The sequence below is a fragment of the Pseudophaeobacter sp. TrK17 genome (assembly GCF_042192375.1).
Taxonomy (GTDB): domain Bacteria; phylum Pseudomonadota; class Alphaproteobacteria; order Rhodobacterales; family Rhodobacteraceae; genus Pseudophaeobacter.
Window position 1 is genome coordinate 3,858,518 of sequence record NZ_CP071700.1, and the last position, 25,089, is coordinate 3,883,606.

The following is a 25,089-nucleotide window of genomic DNA, read 5'->3' on the forward strand; positions in this document are numbered from 1 at the left end:
TGCAAAATCTTTTCCGCGCTATCCCCGTGCCGCCATTGCCCCAGCCCGGTTTTTGCGCGATGCATTTCCCTGTAGCGCACAGGGAGGCTTTGATGAGCGACACGATGAAAGTCAGCCTCCTTGGGCTCATGGCTGCTGCCGGCTCGGCCATCTGCTTTTCCATCATCGACGTCTTGGTCAAATTCCTGTCCGGGGATTATCCGCTCTATCAGGTGGTGTTGCTGCGCTCCTTGGTGGCGATGCCCATCCTGCTGCTGATCCTGGTGCCGCTAGAGGGCGGTTTTCACGTCTTGCGCACCCGCCAGCCCAAACTGCACCTGATCCGCTGTTGCGCGGTGCTGTTTGCCAATATCTGTTTTTACACCGGGCTTGCCACCATGCCCATGGCCGATGCGGTGGCGATTGCCTTTGCCACGCCTCTGATCGTCACCCTGCTGTCGGTAGTGCTGTTGGGCGAACGCCCCGGCATCTGGCGCTGGAGCGCCGTTGCAGTGGGCTTTATCGGCGTGTTGATCATCATGCGCCCCGGTCCCGGCACCTTTCAAGCCGCTGCCCTATTGCCGTTCTTTGGCGCCTGCGGCTATGCCACCCTGCATGTTCTGACCCGCCGCGCAGGCGGTGCCGACAGCCCTGCGGCGCTGACCTTTTATCCCTCGCTGGCCTTTATGACGGTCAGCGCCCTTGTCGGGCTCACCACCGGAGATGGCCGCTTTGCCACGGGTGACAGCGCCGCGCTGGATTTCATCCTGCGTGCCTGGATCTGGCCCGCCGCAGACGATTGGTGGGCCTTTGTCGCCCTTGGGCTGACCGCCTCTATCGGTGGCTATCTGATCAGTTTTGCCTATCGCCAGTGTGAAGCTGGGCTGGTCGCCCCCTTTGAATACATCGCCATGCCTCTGGCCGTGCTCTGGGGTATACTGGTGTTTCAGGAATGGCCCGATTTGCCGGTCTGGCTCGGAAGTGGCTTGATCATTGGCGCCGGTCTTGTTTCCCTCTGGCGCGAGACCCGCAACAACCGCCCGCCCAGTCGCCCACGGCCCCGCTCCACAGGATAGGAAACAGCAGCCCCATGACCATTGAAGCCGTCGTTTTTGATATCGGCAATGTGCTGATCCAATGGGATCCCGAACGGTTCTATGACGCCCGTCTCGGCGTTGAGGCCTGCAAACGCCTGTTTGCCGAGGTGCCCCTGCACGACATGAACCTTGACCTGGATCGCGGCGCCCCCTTTCGCGCCTCGGTCTATGATCTCGCCGATCAGCACCCCACCTGGGCCGAAGAAATACGCCACTGGCACGACAGCTGGCTGGCGTTTGCCCACAGCGATATCCCGCAGTCGGTCCGACTGCTGCGCGCCCTGCGGGCCAAGGGTGTGCCGGTTCTGGCCCTCAGCAACTTTGGCATCGGCACCTTTGAAGTCGCCGTCTCAGCCTATCCCTTTCTGGCTGAGTTTGATCAATCCTACATCTCGGGCCATCTGGGCTGTATCAAGCCCGATGCCGAGATCTACCAGCATCTGGAGCAGGGGGCAGGCCTCCCTGCGAACCGTCTGCTGTTTGCCGATGACCGCCCTGAAAATATCGCCGCCGCCGAGGCCCGCGGTTGGCAGGGCCATCTTTTCACCACCCCCCAGGCCTGGGCCGCGCGCCTGGTCAAGGCCGGATTACTCTCAGAACAGGACGCCCAATGAGCATTCCCATGATCACCTTTGACGCCGGCGAAGCCCTGCTGGACTGGATCGACTTCACCAAGGCCCTGACCCGCGGCCACGACCTGCCCAAGGCCGAGATCGGCGATACCTTTCTGTACCGCGACCCGGATACGCTGCTCAGCCGCTCTGCCTGGATTGATGGCATGGGGCTGGCGGTCAAAACCGCCAATATCTTCCCGCGCAACCCTGATGCGGGCAAGCCGATGATCAATGGCTCGGTCTGTCTGTATTCGGATCTCGACGGCACGCTGGAAGCGCTGGTGGATTTCCATCTGGTGACCAAATGGAAGACCGCAGGCGACAGTCTGCTCGGCGCCCTGCGGCTGGCCAACCCCGACAGCCGCGAGGTACTGATTGTCGGCGCCGGCACCGTTGCCGGATCGCTGGTTGAGGCCTTTGGCACCGCCTACCCGCAGGCGCAGATCCGCATCTGTAACCGCACCCAATCCAAGGCCGAAGAGCTGGCGGCGCGCTACCCTGGCACCACCGTTGCCACCGATCTTGAAGCAGCGGTCAAAGCGGCAGATATCATCGTCACCTCAACCATGTCCTCCAGCCCGGTGATCAAGGGGGAGTGGCTGCGCCCCGGCCAGCATCTGAACATGATCGGCGCCTATCGCCCCGACATGCGCGAGGCAGATGATACCGCCCTGACCCGCGCGCAGATCTACTGCGACAGCTTTGACACCACCCTGGACCATATCGGCGAGTTCAAGATCCCGCTGGCCGAGGGCGTGATCCAGCGCAGCGATGTGCTGGCGGATTTCTACAGCATCGACCAGTTTCCGGCCTTTGACCCTGCCGCGATCACCCTGTTCAAAAACGGCGGCGGCGCCCATCTCGATCTGATGACCAGCCATCACGTTCTGGAGAAATGGAAAGCCGCTGCATGAGCTGGCTGCTGCTCTCCGGCCTGCTGTTTCTTGGCCTGCTGTTGCTGGGCCTGTTGCCGCTGGTACGGGAGCGGTGGCGCGGGCCCATTGCGGTCTGCGTGCATGGGCTCACCACGCCCTCCTTTGTCTGGGGCGGTCTTGCCGAGGGGCTGGTGGCCCAAGGCTACCGCGTGCTGACCTATGATCTCTACGGGCGTGGCTTTTCTGACCGCCCCGCAGGGGCGCAGGACAAAGCATTCTTTGTCACCCAGCTGGAAGAGATGCTGGAGCATGAAGGGATCACCGAAGATTTTACCCTGGTGGGCTACTCCATGGGCGGCGCCATCGCCACGGCCTATACCGCTGCCCATCCCGACCGCATCCGCACGCTGGTGCTGCTGGCCTCAGCCGGGCTGAAAACCGAACCGGGCAAGATGGGGCGCTTCATCCGGGACCACAGCCCCCTGGGCGACTGGCTGATGCTGGCGCTTTTTCCCCAACTTCATCGCCGCGGCTGTGAGGCAGAGCGCGCCCTGCCCTCTTCGGTGCCCGGCATCATAGATCTGCAGAAAAACGAGCTGCGCTACAAAGCCTTTGTGCCAGCGGTTCTGGCCTCATTGCGCGGCATACTGGCCGAAGACAGGGGCGATGATCTGCGCCAGATCCATCGCAGCGGCGTGCCGATCCTGGCGATCTGGGGGGATGCAGACCAGGTGATCCCCATCAGCGCGGTGGGGCGGATGACCGAACAGGCGCGCTCCGCGCGTCAGGAGGTCATCAAATCCGCCGGCCATGGGCTGCCCTACACCCATACCCAGGAGGTGCTGGAGATCATCGCTGCCAACAGTCGCAACCGGCTTGACTAAAGGCGCAGGACAGCGCGGCCTTTGCGCTTAGCGGGGGGCGACTTTGCCATATCAGCGCAGGTCAGACGGCCTGCGCCATCGGGGCTTTCTCCCGTACTGGCAGATGTACCACGGCGCTAAAGGCCCCGACCGCCACGCCAATCCACCAGACAAAGGTGTAATCGCCGTAGACATCATACATCCGCCCGCCCAGCCAAACGCCTAAGAAACCGCCCAGCTGGTGGCTAAAGAACACAATGCCGTAAAGCGTACCCATGTAGCGCAGCCCGTAAAGATGCGCGATCAGGCCAGAGGTCAGCGGCACCGTGGCCAGCCAAAGTGATCCCATGACCACCGAGAAGATGATCACGCTCATCGGGGTGATCGGCAGCAGGATAAACATCGCCGCCACCACCGTGCGCGCCGTGTAGATCCCGGCCAGCAGGTATTTCTTGCTGTAGCGATTGCCCAGCCAGCCGGCAAACAGCGTGCCGCCCACATTGGCCGCGCCGATCAGAGCGATCGATACCGCCCCCAAGGCAGAGGTGGTGGTAATACCAATGCTATGCAGCGCCCCACCCGGCAGGATCGGCCCGCACATTTCAGTGACAAAGGCGGGAAAATGCGCGGTGATAAAGGCCAGCTGATAGCCGCAGGAAAAGAACCCGAGGAAAATCAGCGTAAAAGACGGATCCTTAAAGGCCTGCTTCAGGACAGATCCCATACTGGCCTCAAGCTCGGCCTTGCTGGCCGCTTGCGGGGCGCGCATCAGCGGCAGGGTCAAAATAAGGGCCAGTACCGCACCGGCAAAGACCAAGAACACCGATTGCCAGCTCATCACCGACAGCAAAAACTCCGCTGTTGGCGCGCCAATGATCTGGCCGGCAGACCCGGCAGCGGTGACAACGGCCAAAGACATCGACCGGTTTGCATCGGAGCTGGCCCGCCCCACCACCGCCAAAACCACGCCAAAGCCGGTGCCGGCAATGCCAAAACCCACCAGCCATTCATAGGCCTGCATTTCAAGCGGCGTCGTGGCACCAGAGCTAAGCACCAGCCCGGCAGCATAGATGATTGCCCCCAGAACAATGGCCTTACGATCGCCGATCTTTTCCGCCAGCGCGCCAAAAATCGGCTGGCCAATCCCCCAGGCCAGATTCTGGATGGCGATGGCCAGCGAAAACTCGGCCCGCAGCCAGCCAAATTCCTCGGCGATGGGGATCTGAAACACCCCAAAGGAAGCCCGCACAGCAAAGCTGGCCATGATAATAACGCAGCCGACAATCAAGACCGGCGTAAAAAGGGGCGCAGCACTGCGGGGCATGGGGTATTCTCCTGATCAGACTGGCGAGAGTATGGGAAATCTCCCCCCGGTCAAATCAAAGATATTGCGTTCCCAGTTAAGCAAATTTGATGTGAGAGTTTACGAAAGGCCAACGATCTCTAATAGAACGGAGTCATACGCGCCATATGAGCCTTCAATAGGAAGTCTGGTAGACTTACGCCTTTCTCCCCATGGAGGATCACAGTCACAAGTTTCACCTGCCCCACGTCATACTCGGGATAAAAAAACACCATTTCAGTGACCTCTTCGTGGCCTATCTCATACTGAAAGCGAAACCCGTGAAGGACCATGCTCCATCTTATTGTACGGTGAGAGACACAACGCCCATCCCTATCGGCAACAAGATTTGCACAAAACTCCTTTCGTTCCGCAAGGTAGCGCTGTGAAGCCGAGCCATAGTCACCAGGGCCATAGGGGACAGCTCTTTCCAGGCGCGCCACAACCGGGCCCTCGCAAGTCAAGCAGACGTATTCAATAGCCTCCGGCAAGACTGTGATATCCCAGTCACCACTCTCTTTCATGTGTTTGAACAAGGTCAAACCTGTAAGAAGGGAAAACTGGTTATCGCGGGCAGAAACGGGCGCGGCAGCCCAAAGGCCCGATAAAACAAAAAGCAGGAGCGCCGCCGCATGGGGCCAACAAGGCAATTTGATCTGTTGCATAAAGCGTCCTGTCTCCCCCCGGCACAGCAGTGACGTTAGACAGCTTTTTCTCCTCTGTCACTCCACAGGCAGCTACACTGACTTCCCATCCCACCACCTTCGCGCTAAGCCTAGCCCATGACCAATCTCAGCACGCTTTACGCCCAAAAGATTGCCGATGGCGATCTGCGCCCCGACCCCGCACAAGAGGCGGTTCTGCCGCAATTCGACCGGATCTCAGCCGGCGTGAAGGCCGAGCCGGTGAAACGTGGCTTGTTTCGCCGCGCCAGCCCGCCGCCTGCGCCAAAAGGTCTGTATCTGTGGGGCGGCGTGGGGCGTGGCAAATCCATGTTGATGGATCTCTTTGTCGACAGCCTCGGCGATATCCCGTCCCGGCGGGTCCATTTCCATGCCTTCATGCAGGAGATCCACGCCAAGATGCACGATGCCCGTCAGCAGGGGGTGCAGGACGCGCTGGCGCCGGTAGCGCAGGAGGTGGCAGACTCGGTGCGGGTCCTGGCCTTTGACGAGATGCAGATCTCTGACATCACCGATGCTATGATTGTTGGGCGGTTGTTTGAGGCCCTGTTCAAGGCAGATGTCTGCGTGGTGACCACGTCCAACCGACTGCCCGATGAGCTGTATAAGAACGGGCTGAACCGGCAGCTGTTTTTGCCCTTCATCGACCTGATCAAGGAAAAGATGGAGATCTGGGAGATGGTCAGCCCGGTGGATTACCGCCAGGACCGCCTGAAGGGCAGCGAGGTCTATTTTGCGCCGGCGGATGCGCAGGCCCGTGCCAGCCTGCAGGCCATCTGGGAGGATCTCTCCGGGGGCGATGCACAGCCGCTTACCCTGGAGGTAAAGGGGCGCGAAGTGGTCCTGCCGGCCTTTCGCAATGGTGTGGCCCGGGCGCGTTTCTTTGATCTCTGCGGCAAGATGCTCGGCCCAGGGGATTATCTCGCCATTGCCGAAGAGGTGAAAGTCCTGGTGCTGGAGGATATCCCCCGGCTCAGCCGCAACAACTTCAACGAGGCCAAGCGCTTTGTCACCCTGATTGATGCCCTGTATGAGGCGCGGGTCCGGCTGATCTGCTCGGCCGCAGCAGAGCCAGAGTTTCTCTATGTCGAAGGGGATGGCGCCTTTGAGTTTGAGCGCACAGCCTCGCGCTTACGCGAGATGCAGGATCAGGATTGGGGCCAGGCAGAGTAAGGCGGCTTTCCCCCCCCTGCAGTACCGGCGCTAAGCCCCAGGATATTTCAGACCAAATGAAAGCGCCACCGCGCCGCGTCAGCGGCGCCGGGCCCAACGGGCGAGGATCATTCAGCAAGAATGATCCAAGACGGGCGGGAGCCCCCCCTTGCCGGACCTGATCAGCCGTTTTCACGCAGGATATGGCCTGCAAGGTAAAGCGAGCCACAGATCAGCACGCGGCAGTCTGGCGCTTTTTGCAAAATTGCCTGCAAAGCCTCAGCAGCGTTTGCGGCGGTTGTGGCCTGCAGCCCCACCGATTGCGCGGCGGACTGGGTTGCCTCGGCTGGCAGGGTGTTGACTTCATCAGGGATTGAGATGGCTGTAAGGCTCTGGGCTTGCCGGGCCAGGGGCGCCAGATATCCGCTGACATCCTTGGTGTTGAGCATCCCGCAAATCAGATGGGTCGGCCGCTTCGGCAGCCCCGCCAGGACCTGTTCCAGCGCCAGCCCGGCCGCTGCGTTGTGGCCACCATCCAACCAGAGCTCGGCCTGTCCTACCGCCGCAACCAGCGGACCGGATGTCAGCCGCTGCATTCGTGCAGGCCAGCGCGCCTGTGTCATGGCGGCCTCACAGGCGGCTTCCTCCGCGCCCAGATGGCGCAGGGCGGCAAGCGCCGCGCCGGCATTTTGCACCTGATGCGCCCCCAAAAGCGCCGGCATCGGCAGGTCCAGCAAGCCACGCTCATCCTGGAACACCAGCCGGTCGCGCTCCTGGCTCACATGCCACTGCTGACCAGAGGCAATCAACGGAGCCCCCAGGTGCGCAGCTGTGGCCTCGATGACCTCCAGGGCCTCATCCGGTTGCGGGCTGACAACCACCGGCACCCCTCGTTTGATAATCCCGGCCTTCTCGGTGGCGATCTTGGTCAGGGTATCGCCAAGGAATTGTTCGTGATCAATAGAGATCGGCGTGATCACCGTGAGCGCTGGTTGGGCAATCACATTGGTGGCATCCAACCGCCCGCCCAGGCCCACCTCCAGCAGGGTGTAATCCGCCGCCGTGCGGGCAAAGGCCAGAAGAGCAGCCACTGTGGTGATTTCAAAATAGGTGATGCTCTCATCGCCATTGGTCGCGTAGCATTCATCCAGCACCTCGGTGAGATGCTGTTCTGTGATCAGCTCTCCTGCCAGACGGATACGTTCATGGAAACGCGCCAGATGCGGCGAGGTATAGGCATGCACGGATTTGCCCCAGCCCTCCAGCCCGGCGCGGATCATCGCCTGGGTTGACCCCTTGCCATTAGTGCCGGCCAAATGGATCACCGGAGGCAGCTTGTCCTGCGGATTGTCCAGACGTTCCAGCAGGCGCCAGACCCGATCAAGGGTCAGGTCGATGATCTTGGGGTGCAGCGCCAGCATACGGGCAAGGATGGCGTCAGATGTCGGCTGGGTCATAGGGGCACACTCAACGGCAGCAAAGGGGGGGAGGACGGGATCAGCAAAACGACAAACGGCCCACCCAAGAAAGGCGGGCCGCGTCAAAACACTATAGGGTCAATCAGCTCTCTGTCGCAGCTGTTTCTGCGGCATCTTCTGCCTCATTCGCGGCTTCTGGGTCGGCAACCGGCGCGGGCAGATCCCCCACCACCTGCGGCGGAAGCCCCATCAACATGCGGATAATGGTGATCAGCTCGGCGCGCATTTCGGTGCGCGGGATCACCCGGTCCAGCATGCCGTGATCCAGCAGATATTCCGCCCGCTGAAAACCTTCGGGGAGCTTTTCGCGAATGGTCTGTTCGATCACCCGGGGACCGGCAAAACAGATCAGCGCGTTGGGTTCGGAGATATGCACGTCGCCCAGCATCGCATAAGAGGCGGTGACGCCGCCGGTGGTGGGATGGGTCAACACCACGATATAGGGCAGGTTGGCCTCTTTCAGCATCTGCACCGCCACCGTGGTGCGGGGCATCTGCATCAGCGACAGGATGCCTTCCTGCATGCGCGCGCCGCCAGCAGCCGAGAACAGCACCAGCGGGCGGCCCAGCCTGACGGCCTCTTCGGCGGCAGCGATAATCGCGTTGCCCACATACATGCCCATGGAGCCCCCCATAAAGGAGAAATCCTGCGCCGCAGCGATGATTGGCGTGCGGCCAATTTCACCGGACGCCACCAGCATGGCTTCTTTTTCGTCGGTCTTTTTCTGCGCCGCCTTCATCCGGTCAGGGTATTTTTTCTGATCGCGGAACTTCAGCGGGTCGGTGATTGGCTCTGGCACCGCAACCTCAGAGAACACGCCGCCATCAAACAGCGCGGTAAAGCGATCGCGCGGAGTGATGTGCATATGGTGGCCGCAGCTGGTGCAGACGTTCTGATTATCGCTCAGCTCACGGTGAAACAGCATGGTGCCGCATTCACTGCATTTCTGCCAAAGATTCTCGGGCACTTCGCGACGCGAAAACAGCGAGTTGATCGTTGGGCGGACGTAGTTGGTGATCCAGTTCATATCATGCCTCTAGCGGGAGCCAGTTTGGACCCCAGATAAGCTGCCTTGCGCCGAATTGCAATCAGCGCCGTATCGCCAGCCGTGCCACCAACCACAGGACCAGTGTCGTCGCGCAGTCAACCCACAGCCAGGGGCGCAGTGCCGCCACATCCGACAGCTCATAGGGCAGCAGGTAAAGCGCCAGCCCATGCAGACTGCTGGGCGACCCCAGGATCAACAGGGCCACGATATTGTTGACAAAATGCACCGCAATGGCAGGCCCCAGGGTGCCGGCACGGGCGGTGAGATCCGCCATCAGCAGGCCAAACCCCGTGGCCCACAGGCACAAAAGCAGGGCATTCTCCCCGGCCTCTTGCGGCATGTAATGCGCCGCGCCAAACAGCGCCGAAGGCAGCCCCAGCCAAATCACCGGATGACTGAAACGCGCCGCCAGCGCCTGTTGCAGATAGCCGCGAAACACCAGTTCTTCGGCGCTGACCTGGATCAGCAGGGCCAAAAGTGACAGCGGCAGCAGGCCAAGCCAAAGCTGCCAGTGCAGGTTGGTCACAAGTGGTGCGCCAAAATCATAGGGGGGCAAAATCATGATAACCACAAAGACAGCCGCCACCCCCAGACAGGTCCGGCTAAACTGCTGCACCGCCAACCCCGGTGGCCCGATCAGACCAACAAGGGAGCGCTCGTGCAGCAGGCGCGCCGCCAAGCCTACACCCAGTGTCATAAACCCAAAGCTCGCCAGCAGGATCAACAGGGCCTCGGGGGTACTCCCCTGTTCCAATGCCAGCAACCACTCGACCGAGGTAAAGCCCAGCACAACCACAACCGTTACGATCTGCAGGCCATAGCTGACCATCGCAATCAGGCCGAGCCCCAGCAGCAGACGCCAGAGCTGCGCTCTGGATCGCCCCGGTGCCACCAGGACTTCATGGGCGGCGTAGGCGGAGCCTGAGCTCATCTTGGTTCATCCTCTTTTGGCTCTTTTGGCTCTATTCGCTCTTTTGGCGCAAAACCCGTGTCACTGCTGGAGACTTCAGCAGCAGTTTCTACGTCGCCTGAAAAGCCCATGGCAGGCAAGCCCGCCGCGCGCACCTTGGAGGCCAGAGCCACCAGATGCCCCGAAACCGTTTCCAGCAACTGGGTGGCGACGCCCGCGTCGCTTTCGATGACCGCGCGGTATTCTTCGGCACCAATCCGCAGGAACAGGCAGGGTTCCACCGCGCGCAGGTCCATTTCACGCGGCTGCCGCAGGATCACCGCCAAATCGCCAATCAGCCGGCCAGGTTCAATCACCGCTATCGGAGCCATGTCAGCTAGCGCCTCCAGCCAGAGCAGCTCTGCCCGACCTTCAAGACACAGATACACCGCATCGCCGCTCTCGCCGCGCGCAAAGACCAGATCGCCCTCAGCGACCCGGTGCCACTGGGCAGAAAAGGCCAGCAGCCGCTGGTTGCGCGCATCCAGTTGGGTAAACAGACCCGCCCGGCCAATCACATCCAGCTTTTGGCGGAAATCTTCGGCAACCAGACCCTCGGAGCGGTCTTTCTGACGGCGTTCGACACCGCCGACGCGCCCGTTGATATGGCCGTCATGGATCTCGACAAACAGATCATAGCGTTCCGGGTGGCGGAACTCTTCCTCAAGGAAAATCATCGTGGTCGCGGGCATCAGCGCCCGCAGCCTGTCACGGGTGCGCAGGCGGCTGTCAGAATCATGGCTGGCGAGGGCGCGATCCAGTATCAGCACGTCCGGCCGTTTGATAGCCGCCCGGGTAAAGGCAGCGCGTTCCTGAAACACCGGATCCAGCAGCGAGCCCCCCAGGCCGGTGGGCAGATCATACAGGATCATCGCCAGGCGTTTTTGCAAGCCATGGTCCGTCACCACCTCGCTCACCAGGGCCTCCACCTGGCGCGCCTTATCCCCGGCATGCAGCGAGACCTTGCCAAACAGCGCGTTCTCCATCACCGAAAGGCGCGGCACATAGCTGCCTGCGTTCAACGGCACAAACAACCCCTGGGAACGGGCTGTCAGCGCGCCGCCGCTGGTGGCGCGGATTTTCAGAATGCGGGCCTTGAAGGCTGCGGGAAATCCAGGGCCGATCTGTTCCGCCGAAAGCAGAAAAGGCAGCGTCATCAGCGCCGCGCGTGACGCCTCGCTCAGGCCCTGACGGCCACTGCGCGCCCCCGCCCTGCTGCGGGGCTCACTGCGCCCAGCGCTCTCCAGCGCGGCGTATTCCTCGGCCGCATTGCACAGGCGACAATAGAGCTCTGCGTCCAGGCCCAGACGTTGAAACAGCGGATGATCCAGATCGTCGCGGCCAAAGGTCTTGATTAGGGTCTCGGCCACCCCCAGACCAATTTCCAGCGTTTCCTCGGCCAGCTGCTGATCCCGGATCACCTGATAGAACAGCTGCCCCGGCGCCAATAGCTCCTCGGGGGCAATGTCGCGGGTCGGGGTTGCAAAAAGCATATTGCTCGCCAGAGGCACCGCCGGGTTAAAGCTCTCGGGGTCGAAATGCAGCACCGCGCTGTCCAGCCCGGCCTTGATCAGCCGACGCTTGATCAGCGGCCGCAGCCGTACGATGTGCTTTTCCAGCAGTGGATGCGCGCCGGGTTGCAGCTGGGCGTGCAGGGTGCGGCGAAACAGGTGCTGGTCGGCGCCCATGGCCTCGATCAGCTGAAACCACCAGTCACGCATATCGTCTTCCGAGCCCAGCCCCGCCAGCGCCGGGCTCACCCAGTCTGCCTCCAGCGGGTCGGGGCTGTTGCCGGCCCGGATCGCCTCGGCAATCTGACGCTCGACCGTGGTCGAGGGGCGCGGCAGGCTGGGGGCGCTGCGCAGGGACATCAGCACATTGTCGCCCAGCGAGCCTGAAAACAGGTAGGGATGGGAATGGGCATAGCCCACCCGCGCCGCAATCACCGCCTGATGCAGCGCCTCCAGCCGGTGTCCGGCCACGGTGATCGAGCCCCGCGTTGGCAGCACCTCGCGGGTCAGAAGCTGGGCAAAGGCGGCGCGCTCGGCATCACTGCTGCTTTTGACCGCCACCCGGGCGCCCTGGGGAATGGTCAGGGACAGGTTTTCGATCACCATGTTGCCCTCACTGTCGCGCAGCGAGACATTGCGAAACACCACATCCCCGCGCAGATGCGGCAGATTATCCGGCATGCCTTCGATCAGATTGGCATCAATCATGTCCTTGGGGGCAAACCGTTCTGTCATAACCGACCAGCGCAGCCCCATATCCTGCATCTGGTTGTAATAGGTCAAAAGCTCCTTCCAGGGGGCGGAAAGATCCTTATAGGCCGCCAGCCCCGCCACCAGCGCCCCAACGGTGATTTCCCCCCGGATCGCCAGCACCCCTCCTGCGGAATAGAACACAAAGGGGGTCATATGGCCGATCAGGTTGTTGAGGAACTTCATAAAGTATTTCTTGTTGTAGATCCGGCGGCGGATTTCAAACAGGCGTCCCAGCCGATCCGAGATCTGCGCCAGCCGATAGCGCCAGCCGCCATTGCCGCGCAGATCGGAAATCCCGGCGGCGGTCTCGCCAATCTCGGCGGCCAGGGCGCGCACCTGCTGGATGCGCTCCTTGTTCAGCAGGTTGATCTGGCGCTGCAACATCGGGATCAGCCAGGCCTGCAGGGGGATCAGCGCGATAGAGACCAATCCGAACCAGACGCTTTGCATGAACAAAAAGGCCACGATGGTCAGCATCTGCCCCGCCTGAAACACCGGCTGCGCCAGCGCATCCCCCATCAAGCCCCCCATGGGCTCGCTTTCCGAGGTGATCATCGACACCAGCTCGCCCTGGCTGGTGGTGCGGAAATAGGGTTTGGGAAAGCGGATCATCCGGCTGATCAGGGTATAGCGCAGCCGCCGCAACAGCCGTTCCGCCGTCACCCCCTTGGCGGTGTTGAGGCGCATCTTCAACACCCCGGCAATAATCACCGCCGCCAGAAAGCCACAACACAGCACCAAGAGATATTCGACCTGGCTCATCTCATGGCCCCAGACCTCGACCCGGGGCGTTGGCGCGCCAATGGCATCGTTGATGATCCGTTTGGGCAGTTCCAGAGACGCAAAAAGAAACGGAAATATCAGCAAGGTTAGTGCCAATAGCCCCATCTGCTGCCGCTTTGAATAGCGCCAGATAAATGAAAACAGCGTGCGCGGCATGTCCGGTCCTTGTTGCATAAAAGCTGCATGGCTGAGCCTTGCGAGTGGCTCTGACTTGCCGCCTGCGGCAGAAATTGAGTCACTGTGTCTAAACTTGGCAAACCTATGCACCAAATTTAAGAAAGCCAAGGTGATCTAGGTCACGCAACTTTGTCGTTGCAGCCACAAAGCTGTAAATTTATTGCGCGACCAAACCAACAGACCCCCGGCGGCGGGGCAACAGAGGCTGACCGAGCCAGGTCAGAAGACCAACAGAGATGAATTTCACCACAGCCTGTCGGCCTTTCAGACAGCATAGGCCCCCAGTCACCACGGCCAAAGCGCCCTCTCAGTGTTGGAGCTTTGGTCACGGAACGCCAAAAGACGGGACAGCAAGAGCAAGCAGGCGCTTTGCGGGCCTGAGGCCCCTCGCGGCGCTGGCGGTGACCTGTGCGCTGTCCGCCTGTTCTACACTGCCGCAGGCGGGGTTTTCCTTTGCCACCCGCGGTGAACAGAACAAGGATCAGCACAGCCAGACCGCGCGCGCCCCAACAAAGACCCAGGCCCAGTTTTCCCAGGGCAAGGTCACACTGGTTGCGCCTGCGGGCCATTGCATCGACACCACCATGCTGCGCCAGGATGCCGATGGTGGGTTTGCCCTGCTGCCCCGCTGCAATCTGTTGCATGGCCCCAGTCTGTTCGGGCGAAACCGTGCTGCCGTCATCACCGCCACCATCGGCCCGGCCCAGAGGGCTGAGGCGCCCTCAACCACAGAGCTGGCCCAGACTGCCACGGGGGCAAAGCTGCTGTATTATGATGACAAGGGCCTGTTGCCCCTGGTCCGGTTGCAGTGGCCAGGCCATAATGCCATGGGCGGCTCTGGCGCCAGTGACCAGCATTGGCGGGGGGCCTTTGTGGTGAACAACCATCTGGTTGTCCTTGCGCTTTATGCCCCCGACGGCAGCAGCCTACTGGGACCGGCCGGCGCCAAGCTGCTGACCGAGATGACCCGGCGCAGTCAAAATGCCAGCTTGATAACAGCGCCGCAGCCTGCGCCTCTCTCGCCCCAGGACCAGCAGTCGCCCCCTCTGGCGCAGCCGTCGGCAGCTGCCTCCCTCCGGCCAAAGGCGCGCTCCGAAACAGCCAGGCCCCCATCAGATGCTGTTGTTGCCCTCGCGCAGAACGCTCCGGCGGAAAAACTCTCGCTGGGGCGGCGGATTCGCGGTTTATTTCACAGCTCTTCCACGGCTAGATTGACAACAGAGTAAAGAAGGTCGATGGCTCGGTCGAACCCACCCGCCTGCGGCCAGACCTGCTGAACAAAAACGCCCAAGGCAGAAGCTGCGGGCAAAAGGCCAAACATAACAAAAGGTGCAGAACGCAATATGGGCGGTTTTCTAAACAAGCTGTTTCATCGGCGCGCCCTGCGGCGCTGGCAGCAGGGCACAGCCCAGGCCGCACGCATGCCGCTGTCACAGCTGCGCCAACTGCGAAACCAGGCCCGTGCGCTGCGGGGGGAGTTGGACCGGTTGATCCATGTCGCCGAAGGACGTCTGGCCCTGCCGCAAATTGGTACCTCCTTTTTTCCACGTCCCCATGGCACCGACTGGTCCTGGCGGCCCGAGCTGTGGCGCGGACCAATGCCGACACCGGGAATTTCCTCGGTGCCCTCCAAATCCAAGCTTGGTGACGAAATCACCCTGTTTCACGATTGCAGCATTTCGGAGCTGACTTTGCGCCAGTTGCGCAACAGCCGCGAAGAGGATCTCGCCCCCTTTGGCCTGCGCATGGACGTGTTTAATTTTGACGGATCCTTCCTGTCGCTGGTCTTCGACCTCCCGACTGAGGCCTGCCAGGGCCTGTCGCGGCATCATCTGATGCGCATCGACAGCATAATAGAGACCGAAAAGCCCATCGAAATTTTTGCCCGTCTCAATATTCGCCACGGCCCCAACACCGAACAATTGGTGCGCGAATTGCCCTTGGGTGAAAAGAACGTCACCGTGGAGTTTGACCTCGCCTATTCCGATCTGAACGAAAAGCGCATCGAGCGTATCTGGCTCGACCTCATCTTTGAGGCGCCTGACATGAACCAAGTCATTCTGCGCGATCTGACTTTTGCGCGCCACCGCCGCGCCAATATCTGAGGCCCAAAACATGAGCGACCTGACCGTCACCAAGATCCGTTTTCAAAATGGCACCTGGGAAGGGGTAATCCAGAACGCAGGCGACAGCGGCCTGCCGCCGGATATTCAGGTGCTCTATCAGGACCAACCCATCGAAGGTCTCTCAATCAGCGAGGGCAGCACCGCCAGCGAGTGGGCCCTGCATATTACCATTCCGGCCCAGGCGATCTCTGATGGGGTGCAGACCTTTGTCATCGCCGAAGGCGGCAAGAAACTGGAAAGCTTTTCGCTGATCGCCGGGGAGGCCGCCGTAGATGACATGCGCGCCGAGATTGATCTGTTACGGGCCGAACTGGACATGCTGAAACGCGCCTTTCGCCGCCATTGCCTGGAAACCAGCTAACTGCTTTTGCCCCCGCCCCCCGTAACCTGCGGGTCATCACAAGCCAGAGTTCAGACCAACCAGCTATTCTGAGCAGAAGCGGCAAAGACGCCAGCGTCAGTGGCACAGATCATGCGCTCATTCTTTTGCGGTAGCCGGTCTCGATCTCGATCTCGATCAAGCGCTGCTTGCGCCACAGCCCGCCGCCATAGCCGGTCAGGCTGCCATCCGCCGCAAGCACCCGGTGGCAGGGAATGACAACCGCAATCTGATTGCTGCCATTTGCCCGTGCCACCGCCCGGGTTGCGGTCGGGCGGCCCAGCTCCTGGGCGATCTGCGAATAGCTGCGGGTCTCACCCGCCGGGATCTGCAACAGGGCGCGCCAGACCTGCCGTTCAAATTCGGTGCCATGCAGCGCCAGAGGCGTATCAAATCGCGCCTGGGTTCCGGCAAAATAGTCGGCCAGTTCCGCCGCAATCTGCTGCGTCGGTGCCGGGCGACCAAAGCCAATGCCGCCGGGCTGCGCCTTTTGCAGCCGCTGCATCTCCCGCGGCAGGGCCTTGCGATCGGCAAATTCCAGAAGATGCAACTGGTGCTGACAGCTGATGGCAATCATCGCCCCCAGCGGCGTATCGATCCAATCCGCCAACAGCAGCGCATCCTTGCGAAAGGCACCGGGGGCCATGCCAACCAACCGGGCAAAAGCAGCGCGAAAGGCCGAGGGGCTGTCAAAGCCCGCATCGATCTGCGCGGCAATCACCGGCTCTCCGGCGGACAGGGCGGTAAAGCCCTCACGCAGCCGCCGTTGCCGCGCCATTTCCAGAAAGGTCATGCCAAAATGGCGCTTGAAAGCCCGCCGCACGGTCGACGGATCATAACCCAGCTGCACCAGGTCATCCTCGCGCCACCGGTGGGTCGGACGCGCCTCCAGCGCGTCGATCAGCGGCTGCACCATCGGGTCATCCCCGGCGGCAGCTTTCAGCGGCTTGCAGCGTTTGCAGGCACGAAAACCGGCCTCGATGCAGGCGCCGGGAGAGGCAAAGAACTGGCAGTTCTCGAACTTGGGGTTGCGCGCCGGGCAACTGAGGCGACAAAAGATACCAGTGGAAGAGACGCCAACATAGGCGCGTCCCTCATAACTGGCATCACGGGCACAAAGCGCGGCATAAAGCGTTTGGGAATCAGGCAGGTCAAACATCATGGCAGCAGATTAGCCAATCCATAGGCCCGCCGTCGCCGGTTTCCGGGCGTTACTGTCGAAAAAGCAAATCATCCGCCAAATTGCGCTGCGCCGTCAGCGGCCAAGCTTCTTGTTCAGCTTTTTCATGCTGCGGATGGTTTTGCGCAGGGCCTTGCCGCCCCGTTTGCGCTCCGCCAGCGACGCGGTGTTGCTGCGGTCCTCGACAACCAGCTTGCGCCAGCGCTCCAGCCGCACGGGATCAAGATCACCGCGCGTACGGGCGGCGATCAAGGCACAGCCGGGCTCGTTTTCGTGTTTGCAATTGCGGAACTTACACTGACCGGCGAGGTCGGTCAGATCCTCAAACAGATCGGCAATGCCCGCCTCTGCCTCGGCCATCTGCAGCTCGCGCATGCCCGGCGTGTCCATCACCGCGCAGCCATTGGGCAAGAACCGCATCTGCCGGTGCCGCGTGGTATGGCGTCCGCGGGCATCATCCTCGCGAATTTCTGCCGTCTCAGCGGTGTCCCGGCCAAACAGAGCATTGACCAGTGTCGATTTCCCCACCCCCGAGGTGCCCAGAAACACCAGCGTGTCACCCGGTTTGCACCAGGGCGCGAGCTGGTCTTTGGCGCTATCGCTTTTGGCATTCAGCAGCACCACCGGCACCCGCGACGAGATACTTTGCGCCTGTTCCACATAGGGCGCAGGATCGTCGCACAGATCCGGCTTGGTCAGCAGGATCACTGGCGTCACCTCGGCCTCAAAGGCCAGCGCCAGATAGCGTTCCAGCCGGGCCAGGTTAAAATCGGGATTGCAGGAGGTGACAATAAAACTGGTATCGGTATTGGCCGCGATCAGCTGGATACTGCGGTCATGCCCCGGAGCGCGCCGCTTGAACAGGCTTTTGCGCTCCAGCACCCGACTGGCGGTTGGCAACACCCGGTCGAGCAACACCCAGTCACCAACCGTGGCAGCCAGTTTCGGCGGCACCAGCTGGTCGATACCGTCCCCCTGAACGCGCAACCCGCTGCGATGGGCCTCGACAACCCGCACCGGCGGGGTCTGCTCCAGATCCTCTCCCACCACCTGATCGGCAAAGAACGGCTGCCAGCCGAGCTTCTCCAGCACGGACAGCTCTGCGCCGTGTTGATCTGGAGCGCCCTGATCAACACCGCTTGCTGGCGCTTGGGGATCATCCCGGGTGGTCATAAAGGATCTGCTTTCTTACGGAGACGTGGCAGCACAGGTTGCGCGCTAAGAACCACAGATTGCCAGTCGGCTAAAGCCCCTTTGCGTTCGCTGCCCCGCTGCGGTTCCCTTGGTGACAAAAAAGGACCGCCCCCAAAGGAGCGGTCCTGATCAGTATCTGGCAGAAAATTCAGGGACTCCGCCCCTGATATTTCACACCCGGTTATTGCTTTGGCCCCAGGGCAACGAGACCCTTGAGGATGTCGATGGCATAGGCCAGCTGGTAATCCTGCTCACGCAGTGCAGCGGCTTTTTCTGCCCGCTCACGATCCTCTTTGATCTGGCGGATTTCATCCTCGGTCAGGCTGTCGTTGTTGAGGCTGCCACGCAGATCCGCCTCGGTGCGGGTCCGGCGGGCTGCGCTCTCTTCCTCGGCCTCTTCTGTCTCGGCGGTGCGGCGCGGCTGCTCGACCACGATGTCGGGGGACACGCCCAGCGCCTGGATCGACCGGCCAGAGGGGGTGTAATAACGCGCCGTGGTCAAGCGCATGGCGCCATTGCCCCGCAGCGGCATCACGGTCTGAACCGAACCTTTGCCAAAGCTTTTGCTGCCCACAACGATGGCGCGGCGATGATCCTGCAGTGCACCGGCGACAATTTCAGACGCCGAAGCAGAGCCACCGTTGATCAGCACCACGATGGGTTTGCCACCAGAGAGATCCCCGGGGGTGGCGTTGAAACGCTCGCCGTCTTCTGGGTTGCGGCCACGGGTCGAGACGATCTCGCCGCTGTCGAGGAAACTATCAGCAACGCTGATCGCCTCAGTCAGCAAGCCGCCGGGGTTGTTACGCAGATCCAGCACAATGCCGCTGACCTTGTCGATGCCGCCGGCCTCTTCGATCTGTTCCTGCAAACCGGATACCAGGTTGGGGGTGGTCTGACGGTTAAAGGTGGTGATCCGCAGCACCACGGTTTCGCCTTCGGTGCGTGCCCGTACGGCTGTCAACTTGATGGTGTCGCGGATGATCGACACATCAAAGGGCTCTCCCTCGCCTTCGCGCACCACAGTGATCACAATTTCAGATCCCACCGGACCGCGCATCAGGTCAACCGCTTCGTTCAGACCCAGGCCAAGCACGCTTTCGCCATCCACATGGGTAATGAAATCGCCGGCTTCCATGCCAGCCTCATCCGCCGGGGTGCCATCAATGGGGGAGACAACTTTGACAAAGCCCTCTTCCTGGGTCACCTCGATGCCGAGTCCGCCAAATTCACCGCGAGTCTGCACCTGCATGCTGGCCGCATCATCTGGTTTCAGATAGCTGGAATGCGGATCAAGCGACGACAGCATGCCACCAATGGCCGCCTCGATCAGCTCTTTCTCGTCAACCTCTTCGACATACTGGGCGCGAATACGCTCAAAGATATCGCCAAAAAGATCCAGCTGCTCATAGACCGTTGCTTCGCGGTCCGTCTCCTGCGCCAGCAGCGGGCCGGCCACATAGGTTGTTGCAACGATTCCGGCCAGCGTGCCGCCAATAGCCGCCATGGCAAATTTTCTCATGAAACCTTCATCCACCTTTTCCGATGCGGAACCATGTTGCAGGATCCACCGGGCTGTTATCCATTCTAACTTCTATATAGAGCGTTTCTGTCCGGTCAGTTCCACCCCCTTCACCACTTAGTGACAAAATGGCACCAGCCTGCGGAGCACTTCCCCCCATCAGGCCCACCGGCGTACCTGCGGGAATGACCTGACCGGCTGAACCATACACCTCTGCCAGTCCTGACAAAATAAAAAGCGTATCCGGCTGTGGTTCAAGGATCACCACATTGCCAAGGTCCAAAAGCGGGCCACGGTAGCGGATTGTCGCCGCCGTTGGCGTGCTCACCAAGGCGCGGGGCCGGGCGGCAATCAGCAGGCCGGGACGGGCAATCCCCGCCGCATCGCGTTTTTCAAAGCCGCGCAGCAGCAGGCCTTCAACCGGCAGGTCAAGCTCTCCCCGTTGGGCGCTGATATCCACTGAGAGGGGCGTAATTTTTTCAGCACCACCGGCAATTTCAGCCAATCCACTGGCAAATCCCGTCAGTGTCTCAGTCGAGGAAATCAAAATAGCAGTGCGCACGGAGTTTTCGGTAAAGCGCCGCGGCAGGTCGGTGCGGTCAGCAATTGCGGCGGACAGGGCGGTCCGGGCCTCTTGCACCCCCGACAGACCCTTTTCCAGGGTGCCAGCGGCGTTTTGCTGCAACAGGCGTAGGGTCTGCACCTCTTCCAGGTCACGGCGCAGCGCCTCGGCGCGGGCATAAAGCCCCGGTGTTACCTCAGCCACCATCATGGCCGAGCGCGCCGCCCCCAGCGGCCCCGAAGGATGCAGCATCAGCACCGGCGGCGCAGAAGTTTCTATGGTCTGCAGGATGCCCAACAGCTCTGCCACGTCGTCTTCGCGGGATTTCAGCTGGGTCAGCAGTTGCGATTCGCGGCGCGCCACCCGCCGCAACCCCTCACGCATGGCCCCCAGCCCGGCCTCATAGGCGCGCACCGTGCCAGTCAGCGCCTTGACCCGATCCCGCGCACTTTCGGCGGCTTCCAAAGCCACCGTTGCCGCCTCCAACTGATCCGCTGCCGCCTGTGCCGCCTCGGCAGGCGCCTGCTGCCCCTGCAGCGGTGCGGCAAAGCTGATCAATGCAAAAAGAAGCAGCCCTGCGGCGCGGTTGGTCATATGGTTCAGATCTTTTTGGCCAGGTCGTTTTGGTCTGGGTCTCAGGTCAGCAGGCTCTCACCGGTCATTTCCTCCGGCTTGGGCAAGCCCATAAGCTCTAGCAGGGTGGGGGCAAGATCGGCAAGACGGCCATTGCGCAGCCCAGCCCCCGCTGGCCCGCCAACCAGCGCCACCGGCACCAGATTGGTGGTATGCGCGGTATGGGCGCCACCGGTTTTGGGATCCACCATAACCTCGCAATTGCCATGATCCGCCGTGACCAGCATGGCGCCACCGGCCTTTTCCAAGGCCGCAACCACCTGGGCCAACCCCTGATCCACCGCCTCGCAGGCCTTGATTGCAGCCTGAATGTCACCGGTGTGGCCAACCATATCGGGGTTGGCGTAGTTGGTCACAATTAGATCATAGCCGGCCTCAATCGCCGCAACGAAATTCGCTGTCACCTCCGGCGCGCTCATCTCTGGCTGCAGATCATAGGTCGCCACCTTGGGCGATTTGGGCATGGCGCGATCTTCGCCCTGTTCCGGCTCTTCCTTGCCGCCGTTGAGGAAAAAGGTCACATGCGGATATTTCTCGGTCTCCGCCAGACGGAACTGGCGTTTGCCCTGCTTGGCCACCCATTCGCCCAGGGTATTGACCAGCTCGGCCTTGGGGTAGGCGGTTGTCATGTAGTCATTATGGGCCTTGGAGTAGTCCACCATGCCCAAAAGCGCCGCCAGTTTCGGGCGCTCCCCGGTGTCAAACTCGGCAAAGCCCGGCTCGCCAATGGCGCGCAGAATCTCACGGGCGCGGTCGGCGCGGAAGTTGAGACAGAAAAACCCGTCGCCATCCTGCACCCCCTCATAGCCGCGCAACACGCTGGCCCCGATGAATTCATCGGTTTCCGACTGGTTATAGCCATGGGTCACAGCGTCATGCGCATCCGCAACCGAGCGCCCCTCCCCCTTGATCATGGCGTTATAGGCCTCGCTCACCCGCTCCCAGCGGTTGTCGCGGTCCATGGCAAAATAGCGCCCGGTAACACTGGCAATTTTGGCGCCTCTGGGCAGGCCTTCTTTCAGCTGTTCAAAGTACCCGTAGGCAGATTTTGGCGCCACATCGCGCCCATCCGTGATGGCATGCAGCCAAACCGGCACACCCGCTGCAGTGATCGCCCGGATCGCCGCCAGGATATGGCTGATATGCCCATGCACCCCACCATCCGAGACCAGCCCCATCAGATGCGCCGCACCGCCAGTTTCTTGCAGCTTGGCGATAAAATCCAAAAGTGCCGGATTTTGTTCAAAAGAGCCATCCTCGATCGCCAGATCAATCTGACCCAGATCCATCGCCACCACCCGGCCAGCACCGATATTGGTATGCCCCACCTCCGAGTTCCCCATCTGGCCGCTGGGCAGTCCCACATCCGGCCCATGGGTCACCAGTCGCGCCTGCGGACCCGCTGCCATCAGCGCATCAAAAGTGGGCGTCTGTGCCAGATGCGGCGCATTGGCCGCTCCCGGCGCAGCACTGCCCCAACCATCAAGAATACACAGAACGACGGGTTTGGGCGTGGACATGTCAAAGCTCCGGAGCAAGGGCAGGTGAAAGAGATCGTCCCCGTCTTCTAACCGCTTGCCCCCTCGGGGTGAACCGACAACCTGTCACAGGTGGCGTTATCAGTCGCACCATCCGCCCCGACGCGGCAAAAGCCCCCCCCCCCGGCGGGCCAGATCCGAGACCAAAATATCCGAAGTCTCAGCCAGGACCTGCGCTGCGCTTACATATTCCTTGGCTGCCCAAGGCGCCGCGCGCGAGCCTCCGCAGGAGCGCTGCGCGCCGGGCCCAACGGGTGGGCTGGGCATCTGTGATGCACTGCCACCGGGCGGGAGCCCCCCTTTTGAATACCCCGGCTGATTACCCGCATGTTTCGGGTCGCCTGCAGATCGGGATCTACGCCAGGATCACAGCCAATCGTCTCCAAGAAGGACCCCCAGATGACCAAAATCACCGCCCTCCCTACTGAGATCACCCGCCAGCTGCAGAACGGCGGGACGGACGCCCATGGCCAGCTGCCAGAACGCGTGACATCGGACGGTGGCGGAAATCCCTGCCGCCATTGCCTACGCTATATTCCCAAGGGTGCCGAGATGCTGATCCTGGCCCATCGCCCCTTTGCCACGGCGCAGCCCTATGCGGAAACCGGTCCAATCTTCCTCTGTGCCGCCCCCTGCCCCCGCCACGCCAGCGCTAAGCTTCCCGAGGCGCTGACACGCTCCCCCGACTATCTGATCAAGGGCTACACCACCGAGGACCGCATCGTTTACGGCACCGGCATCGTGATCCCGCAGGCGCAGATGATGCAGCAGGCGGGGACCATTCTTGCAGATGACCGCGTCGCCTATGTCCATATTCGATCCGCCCGCAACAACTGCTACCAAGCCCGCATCGACCGGGCCTGACAGCGCCGCAAATGTTTCGCCCGCGAAACAGAGCAAGGATTTGGCAAGGAAGATTGCCCACCCCCGGCCCTAGCGTACGGGGGCAGGGCAACACATCAATGGCAACAATGCGCAGGGAGCGGGCTTTGCAAAGTTGGACCAAACGATTACAGATCATACATATTTCACGGAGGACCAATGCCAGAGTTTTGTAGCTTCCTTTTGTTTAGACCCAGTGAAATTGATTTGATCCATTCAATTTGCGCCACTGCGAACTGGTCCACACGAGACATTCCTGACCCATCAATGCGATATGCCTTCTCCGAAAGAGGAGGGATCAGCGAACTATCTCAAGCCAGTGCGTTAACCCGCATTTCCCAAGTAACTTGACGTTTTCGCGCCTCCAACGGCCACTAATGTGTTATATTTCAGTATGTTAATTTGGCTGAAGGTGGTGGATTATGGATCACCCAGAGGGTGCACGCGAAACGGGTGATGGGCGGCTCAGTTTTGACCGCCGGGTCCGGCTGGAGTTTCATGGTTCCAAGATCAGCTCGGACGGTGGATTACTGTTGTTCAGGGAATTGGATGAAGTGCTCGGCCTGCACGACATTGCGGGCGGATTTCTGAGAGACACGCGAACTGGCCACAATCGCCTGCACTCACTGGTCGGCTTGTTGCGCCAGTCGGTCTTTGGGCGGCTGGCCGGATATGATGATGTTAATGACGCGGACCGTTTATCGCTTGATCCGGTGATGCGGCAGGTCGTTGGAGGGCGTGCCGTTGAGGCCAAGGCCGCGTCTGCGAGCCAGATGGGACGGTTCGAGACCGAGGTGTTGGCGGCAACCGACAATCGCACTGTGCTGGCGGATTTATCAGGACACTGGATCGACCGGGTTCACAATCGCAAACCGCCCAAGTGGATCACGCTCGACATGGACAGTTCAGTCAGTCCCACCCACGGCGCGCAAGAAGGCACCGCTTGGAACGGGCATTTCGGCTGCATGTGCTATCACCCGCTGTTCGTCTTCAACCAGTTTGGCCATTTGGAACGCTGCGCCCTGCGCCCCGGCAATGTTCACAGCGCAGATGGGTGGGAAGAGGTTCTGAAGCCCGTCATCGCGCGATATGCGGATCGTCACCTGATGCGGTTCTTCCGGGGGGATGCTGCGTTCGCCATCCCGGAGCTATACAAAACTCTGGAACTGGAAAACTATTTCTACGCCATCCGCCTTCGGGCCAATCGCGTTCTTCAGGGCAAGATTGCGCATCTGCTCAAGCGCCCTGTGGGTCGTCCGCCAAAAGGCGTGAAGCGCATCTACGGCGACTTCCAATATCAGGCGGCATCTTGGGACAAACCTCGTCGTGTCATCGCCAAGGTGGAATGGCATCCCAGCGAGTTGTTCCCGCGCGTGGGCTTCGTGGTCACCAACATGCCGATGGAACCCGACTGGATCATCCGCTTCTACAACCAACGCGGCACCGCCGAGCAATACATCAAGGAAGGCAAGCAGGCGATCAACTGGACCCGTTTGTCCTGCAAAGGCATGGCGCAGAACGAGGTGCGGCTGCAACTCCATGCACTGGCTTACAATATCGGTGCCTTCCTACAGGGCACTGATCTACCTGATGAGATAGCCGACTGGTCACTGACAAGCCTGCAGACGCGATTGATCAAGATTGGTGCGAGGGTTGTGCGTCACGCCCGTGCAATCACCTTCCAACTGGCCGAGGTGGCTGTCAGCGGCGATCTGTTCAACCGCATCCTTGCGGCCATACATCGGCTGCGCGCACCGCCGGTTCCCTAA

21 protein-coding genes are annotated in these 25,089 nt (G+C 61.1%); 10 read left to right on the forward strand and 11 right to left on the reverse strand.

What is annotated here, in order from left to right; all coding sequences use genetic code 11:
- The first annotated feature begins 92 nt into the window (after positions 1-92).
- From JZI28_RS18405 to JZI28_RS18420, 4 genes are read left to right on the forward strand one after another with little or no spacing between them, the layout of a single operon-like run.
- Entirely contained in the window at positions 93-1,055 is a 963-nt protein-coding gene (locus JZI28_RS18405; RefSeq protein WP_297340868.1) for a DMT family transporter, read from the forward strand.
- A gap of 14 nt (positions 1,056-1,069) precedes the next feature.
- Positions 1,070-1,690, forward strand: coding sequence for an HAD family hydrolase (locus JZI28_RS18410; protein WP_375698529.1), 621 nt, complete (start codon positions 1,070-1,072; stop codon positions 1,688-1,690).
- Entirely contained in the window at positions 1,687-2,604 is a 918-nt protein-coding gene (locus JZI28_RS18415) for an ornithine cyclodeaminase family protein (RefSeq protein WP_297340870.1), read from the forward strand. The genes JZI28_RS18410 and JZI28_RS18415 overlap by 4 nt, the downstream gene beginning before the upstream one ends.
- Positions 2,601-3,449 (forward strand): alpha/beta fold hydrolase, encoded by an 849-nt coding sequence (locus tag JZI28_RS18420; protein WP_375698530.1) that lies wholly within the window; start codon positions 2,601-2,603, stop codon positions 3,447-3,449. The genes JZI28_RS18415 and JZI28_RS18420 overlap by 4 nt, the downstream gene beginning before the upstream one ends.
- Positions 3,450-3,510: 61 nt before the next feature.
- Here JZI28_RS18420 and JZI28_RS18425 read toward each other — a convergent pair whose 3' ends face one another.
- Together JZI28_RS18425 and JZI28_RS18430 are read right to left on the reverse strand one after the other, a co-directional pair.
- Positions 3,511-4,752 carry an MFS transporter gene (locus tag JZI28_RS18425; RefSeq protein ID WP_375698531.1) on the reverse strand — a complete coding sequence of 414 codons (1,242 nt, stop codon included), beginning with the start codon at positions 4,750-4,752 and terminating at the stop codon, positions 3,511-3,513.
- Between the two features lie 119 nt (positions 4,753-4,871).
- Positions 4,872-5,435: a hypothetical protein gene (locus tag JZI28_RS18430; protein ID WP_375698532.1), complete on the reverse strand. Its 564-nt coding sequence runs from the start codon at positions 5,433-5,435 to the stop codon at positions 4,872-4,874.
- 117 nt (positions 5,436-5,552) lie between these two features.
- Between JZI28_RS18430 and zapE the strand changes: the two genes are divergently transcribed.
- Complete coding sequence (gene zapE, locus JZI28_RS18435) at positions 5,553-6,626, forward strand: cell division protein ZapE (protein ID WP_375698533.1); 1,074 nt, start codon at positions 5,553-5,555, stop codon at positions 6,624-6,626.
- Between the two features lie 161 nt (positions 6,627-6,787).
- Here the strand turns inward: zapE and JZI28_RS18440 are convergent, their stop codons facing one another.
- The 4 genes from JZI28_RS18440 to JZI28_RS18455 form a co-directional block, all read right to left on the reverse strand.
- Complete coding sequence (locus tag JZI28_RS18440; RefSeq protein ID WP_375698534.1) at positions 6,788-8,062, reverse strand: bifunctional folylpolyglutamate synthase/dihydrofolate synthase; 1,275 nt, start codon at positions 8,060-8,062, stop codon at positions 6,788-6,790.
- A 103-nt stretch (positions 8,063-8,165) separates the two neighbouring features.
- Positions 8,166-9,110, reverse strand: a complete 945-nt coding sequence (gene accD, locus JZI28_RS18445; protein ID WP_348152319.1) for an acetyl-CoA carboxylase, carboxyltransferase subunit beta — start codon at positions 9,108-9,110, stop codon at positions 8,166-8,168.
- Positions 9,111-9,171: 61 nt separating this feature from the next.
- Positions 9,172-10,062 carry a lysostaphin resistance A-like protein gene (locus tag JZI28_RS18450; protein ID WP_375698535.1) on the reverse strand — a complete coding sequence of 297 codons (891 nt, stop codon included), beginning with the start codon at positions 10,060-10,062 and terminating at the stop codon, positions 9,172-9,174.
- The gene (locus JZI28_RS18455) at positions 10,059-13,283 is read right to left on the reverse strand and encodes an ABC transporter transmembrane domain-containing protein (protein WP_375698536.1); all 3,225 of its coding nucleotides are present in this window, start codon (positions 13,281-13,283) and stop codon (positions 10,059-10,061) included. Before JZI28_RS18455 ends, JZI28_RS18450 begins: the two co-directional genes overlap by 4 nt.
- 422 nt (positions 13,284-13,705) lie before the next feature.
- Here JZI28_RS18455 and JZI28_RS18460 point away from each other — a divergent pair, with 422 nt between their 5' ends.
- The 3 genes from JZI28_RS18460 (at position 13,706) to JZI28_RS18470 (ending at position 15,791) form a co-directional block, all read left to right on the forward strand.
- Positions 13,706-14,530, forward strand: coding sequence for a hypothetical protein (locus tag JZI28_RS18460; protein ID WP_375698537.1), 825 nt, complete (start codon positions 13,706-13,708; stop codon positions 14,528-14,530).
- Positions 14,531-14,647: 117 nt separating this feature from the next.
- A complete protein-coding gene (locus tag JZI28_RS18465; protein ID WP_375698538.1) occupies positions 14,648-15,409 on the forward strand; it encodes a DUF6478 family protein in 762 nt (253 codons plus the stop codon).
- Between the two features lie 10 nt (positions 15,410-15,419).
- A complete protein-coding gene (locus tag JZI28_RS18470) occupies positions 15,420-15,791 on the forward strand; it encodes a hypothetical protein (RefSeq protein ID WP_348152330.1) in 372 nt (123 codons plus the stop codon).
- A 109-nt stretch (positions 15,792-15,900) separates the two neighbouring features.
- On the opposite strand, the gene JZI28_RS18475 is transcribed toward JZI28_RS18470, so the two are convergent.
- The 5 genes from JZI28_RS18475 to gpmI all read right to left on the reverse strand — a co-directional run bounded on the left by JZI28_RS18475 (position 15,901) and on the right by gpmI (position 22,420).
- Positions 15,901-16,971 (reverse strand): bifunctional transcriptional activator/DNA repair enzyme AdaA, encoded by a 1,071-nt coding sequence (locus JZI28_RS18475; RefSeq protein WP_375698539.1) that lies wholly within the window; start codon positions 16,969-16,971, stop codon positions 15,901-15,903.
- A 93-nt stretch (positions 16,972-17,064) separates the two neighbouring features.
- Positions 17,065-18,162, reverse strand: a complete 1,098-nt coding sequence (gene rsgA, locus JZI28_RS18480) for a ribosome small subunit-dependent GTPase A (RefSeq protein WP_375698540.1) — start codon at positions 18,160-18,162, stop codon at positions 17,065-17,067.
- Positions 18,163-18,364: 202 nt separating this feature from the next.
- Positions 18,365-19,705: a S41 family peptidase gene (locus JZI28_RS18485; RefSeq protein WP_295455689.1), complete on the reverse strand. Its 1,341-nt coding sequence runs from the start codon at positions 19,703-19,705 to the stop codon at positions 18,365-18,367.
- Positions 19,706-19,712: 7 nt separating this feature from the next.
- Positions 19,713-20,861 carry a murein hydrolase activator EnvC gene (locus tag JZI28_RS18490; RefSeq protein WP_295455691.1) on the reverse strand — a complete coding sequence of 383 codons (1,149 nt, stop codon included), beginning with the start codon at positions 20,859-20,861 and terminating at the stop codon, positions 19,713-19,715.
- A 41-nt stretch (positions 20,862-20,902) separates the two neighbouring features.
- A complete protein-coding gene (gene gpmI, locus JZI28_RS18495; RefSeq protein WP_375698541.1) occupies positions 20,903-22,420 on the reverse strand; it encodes a 2,3-bisphosphoglycerate-independent phosphoglycerate mutase in 1,518 nt (505 codons plus the stop codon).
- Positions 22,421-22,837: 417 nt separating this feature from the next.
- Between gpmI and JZI28_RS18500 the strand changes: the two genes are divergently transcribed.
- Together JZI28_RS18500 and JZI28_RS18505 are read left to right on the forward strand one after the other, a co-directional pair.
- Entirely contained in the window at positions 22,838-23,302 is a 465-nt protein-coding gene (locus JZI28_RS18500; RefSeq protein ID WP_375698542.1) for a DUF1203 domain-containing protein, read from the forward strand.
- 440 nt (positions 23,303-23,742) lie between these two features.
- Positions 23,743-25,089 carry an IS1380 family transposase gene (locus JZI28_RS18505; RefSeq protein ID WP_040176196.1) on the forward strand — a complete coding sequence of 449 codons (1,347 nt, stop codon included), beginning with the start codon at positions 23,743-23,745 and terminating at the stop codon, positions 25,087-25,089.

Excerpts from the sequence above, each read along its gene's own strand:
- JZI28_RS18405 (WP_297340868.1), top strand. The coding sequence starts at position 93 with ATGAGCGACACGATGAAAGTCAGCCTCCTTGGGCTCATGGCTGCTGCC.
- JZI28_RS18410 (WP_375698529.1), top strand. The coding sequence starts at position 1,070 with ATGACCATTGAAGCCGTCGTTTTTGATATCGGCAATGTGCTGATCCAA.
- JZI28_RS18415 (WP_297340870.1), top strand. The coding sequence starts at position 1,687 with ATGAGCATTCCCATGATCACCTTTGACGCCGGCGAAGCCCTGCTGGAC.
- JZI28_RS18420 (WP_375698530.1), top strand. The coding sequence starts at position 2,601 with ATGAGCTGGCTGCTGCTCTCCGGCCTGCTGTTTCTTGGCCTGCTGTTG.
- JZI28_RS18425 (WP_375698531.1), bottom strand. The coding sequence starts at position 4,752 with ATGCCCCGCAGTGCTGCGCCCCTTTTTACGCCGGTCTTGATTGTCGGC.
- JZI28_RS18430 (WP_375698532.1), bottom strand. The coding sequence starts at position 5,435 with ATGCAACAGATCAAATTGCCTTGTTGGCCCCATGCGGCGGCGCTCCTG.
- zapE (WP_375698533.1), top strand. The coding sequence starts at position 5,553 with ATGACCAATCTCAGCACGCTTTACGCCCAAAAGATTGCCGATGGCGAT.
- JZI28_RS18440 (WP_375698534.1), bottom strand. The coding sequence starts at position 8,062 with ATGACCCAGCCGACATCTGACGCCATCCTTGCCCGTATGCTGGCGCTG.
- accD (WP_348152319.1), bottom strand. The coding sequence starts at position 9,110 with ATGAACTGGATCACCAACTACGTCCGCCCAACGATCAACTCGCTGTTT.
- JZI28_RS18450 (WP_375698535.1), bottom strand. The coding sequence starts at position 10,062 with ATGAGCTCAGGCTCCGCCTACGCCGCCCATGAAGTCCTGGTGGCACCG.
- JZI28_RS18455 (WP_375698536.1), bottom strand. The coding sequence starts at position 13,283 with ATGCCGCGCACGCTGTTTTCATTTATCTGGCGCTATTCAAAGCGGCAG.
- JZI28_RS18465 (WP_375698538.1), top strand. The coding sequence starts at position 14,648 with ATGGGCGGTTTTCTAAACAAGCTGTTTCATCGGCGCGCCCTGCGGCGC.
- JZI28_RS18470 (WP_348152330.1), top strand. The coding sequence starts at position 15,420 with ATGAGCGACCTGACCGTCACCAAGATCCGTTTTCAAAATGGCACCTGG.
- JZI28_RS18475 (WP_375698539.1), bottom strand. The coding sequence starts at position 16,971 with ATGATGTTTGACCTGCCTGATTCCCAAACGCTTTATGCCGCGCTTTGT.
- rsgA (WP_375698540.1), bottom strand. The coding sequence starts at position 18,162 with ATGACCACCCGGGATGATCCCCAAGCGCCAGCAAGCGGTGTTGATCAG.
- JZI28_RS18485 (WP_295455689.1), bottom strand. The coding sequence starts at position 19,705 with ATGAGAAAATTTGCCATGGCGGCTATTGGCGGCACGCTGGCCGGAATC.
- JZI28_RS18490 (WP_295455691.1), bottom strand. The coding sequence starts at position 20,861 with ATGACCAACCGCGCCGCAGGGCTGCTTCTTTTTGCATTGATCAGCTTT.
- gpmI (WP_375698541.1), bottom strand. The coding sequence starts at position 22,420 with ATGTCCACGCCCAAACCCGTCGTTCTGTGTATTCTTGATGGTTGGGGC.
- JZI28_RS18500 (WP_375698542.1), top strand. The coding sequence starts at position 22,838 with ATGACCAAAATCACCGCCCTCCCTACTGAGATCACCCGCCAGCTGCAG.
- JZI28_RS18505 (WP_040176196.1), top strand. The coding sequence starts at position 23,743 with ATGGATCACCCAGAGGGTGCACGCGAAACGGGTGATGGGCGGCTCAGT.